The organism is Dolichospermum sp. UHCC 0259, from assembly GCF_009711935.1.
Taxonomy (GTDB): Bacteria; Cyanobacteriota; Cyanobacteriia; order Cyanobacteriales; family Nostocaceae; genus Dolichospermum.
The window spans coordinates 1-2,384 of the sequence record NZ_VIKX01000239.1; the positions used below are offsets into that span (position 1 = coordinate 1).

At 42.6% G+C, this 2,384-nt stretch carries 2 protein-coding genes; one reads left to right on the top strand and one right to left on the bottom strand.

From position 1 onward, the window contains the following. Window positions 1-1,795 (bottom strand): ABC transporter ATP-binding protein (locus FJR05_RS20355; protein WP_174783800.1); only part of this gene is annotated, 1,795 nt, incomplete at its 3' end. Window positions 1,796-2,137: 342 nt separating this feature from the next. Here FJR05_RS20355 and FJR05_RS20360 point away from each other — a divergent pair. Further along, window positions 2,138-2,384: transposase family protein (locus FJR05_RS20360; RefSeq protein ID WP_168645808.1), on the top strand; the 247-nt coding region annotated here is incomplete at its 3' end.

Below are 2,384 nucleotides of genomic sequence, written 5' to 3' on the forward strand. Positions count from 1 at the left end.
TCGGCTTTGTGAAGCATAAAATAAGCTTTTGGCTCACTTTATGCTTCAAGTCACAGCCATCTTCTATAACCGCGATTTTGTCAGCCATTCGTACCGTTGAAAAACGGTGGGAAATCAAAAGTACCATCTGATGTTGAGTAATAGCCCGAAAATGATTAAAAATCTCAAACTCAGCTTGGGCATCTATTGCCGATGTTGGTTCATCCAACACCAAAATATCAGCTTGCGAGCGCATAAAAGCACGAGACAGGGCAATTTTCTGCCACTGTCCTCCAGAAAGTTCCTGTCCTTCCTTAAACCAACGACCTAGCTGTGTCTGGAAGCTTTCAGGTAATTGGTCAATAAAAGGTTTAGCCATACCTTTTTGGGCGGCAGTTTGCCAGCGGGTTTTGTTGTCTAGATGTTCTATATCGCCCACACCAATATTCTCACCCACAGTGAACTGATACCGGACAAAGTTCTGAAAAATCACACCAATACGACGACGTAGCACATCCACATCCCATTCTTGCAAGTCTAAGCCATCTAATAAAATCCGCCCAGAATCAGGGGTGTAGAGTCGGGTCAGTAGTTTGATTAAGGTAGTCTTACCGGAACCGTTTTCACCCACAATTGCCAGTTTCTCTCCAGGTCGTAAATGCAGGGAAATGTTTCTCAATGCTGGCTGGGAACTTCCTGGATAAGTAAATGATACATTCTCAAAACGGATACCATCTTGGGGATGAAAACCAGTGGTAGCATTACCCGAAGACGTTGGTACTTCTTCTTCCAGGAAATCGTAGAGATTCGATAAATATAGGTTGTCCTCATACATCCCGCCAATAGAAGTGAGGGCATTGGCAAAAGTAGACTGTCCTTGGCGAAATACGGTGAGATACATTGTCATATCTCCCAAGGAAATCCTACCTACAACTGTTTCCAGGACAATCCAAGCATAAGCTATGTAAAAAGCAGCAGTACTGAGTAAACTTAGGAGATACCCCCATAGTCCTCGCCGTAGAGTTAAATCGCGGTCTTGGCCGTAGAGTTGAGCAAAAAGGTTGTGGTAACGTCCTAGCAGCATCTCTCCCAGCCGGTAGAGTTTGATTTCTGTGGCAAAATCTTCTCTGGCTAAGAGATTTTCTATGTAATGCTGTTGACGAGTTTCTGGCGCGCGCCAACTAAATAAGCGAAAGGCTTCCCCCGCAAACTTCGTTTCGGCAATAAATACGGGCATAGCTGCCACAATCAGCATTACTACTGCCCAAACTGAGAAATTTACTAGTAAAACACCATAGGTGAGCAGGGAAAGGGCATTTTGTACTAAGCCAAAGGTGCGGGTGACTAGGGAAAGGGGGCGGACGGATGCTTCTCTGCGGGCATTGGTCAATTTATCATAGAATTCTGAGTCTTCAAACTGCCGCAGATCCAGTGTCAACGCTTTTTCTAAGATGAGTACGTTCACCCGCTGCCCCAGTAGCACCCGCAGTAAGGATTGACAAATGGTGATTCCCCGTTGGCTGCCTGCTAGTAAAATTATGGCGATCGCTTCTAATCCTACATACCATAAAGCTCCAGAATGATTGACAAAACCATGACTGTTGGAATTAGCAATAGAGGCAAATACTACTGCATCAACAATTAATTTACCAATGTAGGATATAGCCGCTGGTAAAAGACCTGTTACTAAAGTTAAACTAGCCAGAAGAATAGTCAGAGAGCGACTAGTAGTCCATACTAAGCTTACAGCCCGTCCACTGTAGCGGAAAACCGTCAGTGATTGGCGTAGGACATTTCGTTTTTTTTTAATCTTCATTTAAAAGCAAGATTGGGCAAGACATTTTAGTTATATTTGTTAGCAAGTTGCTTTCTTAACCATAAATGCTGACTGAAACTATGTGTATTATCTTATAATCCAAGTCACACCAACTAATGAGTGGTTGTTCCAGAATAAACACACCATGCAGCTTTTAATTTCTATATTTCTGACCATAATTATACTATAAGCGTTGAGTGAAGCGGTTAAAAGTTGTGCCATTACCTACAAAGAAAATCCCTGACTTTGCCTTCTTTCCTGCTGCCTTTCTTCCCAGGGCTATTTCATTCTAAAAGAGAGGATAAAATGGTAGAGATATCTAGGCATCTATAAGCAAGAAAAATGTCAGAAATAGCAATTCTAGAAGTATTCACAGACTTACCAGACCCCAGAAGAACCGCAGGACAACGCCATGAAAAAGCACTGTGTCTAGCATTGTTTACTTTGGCGATTGTGGCAGGTAACAGAGGTTTCCTGGCAATGGGGGACTGGCTCAAAGCTTATCAAGATGAATTAATAACTTTATTTAGACCAAAAAAGAATAGATGTAACTGTTCACACTCCCCCACTAAAAAGGAATTAGGAAGTA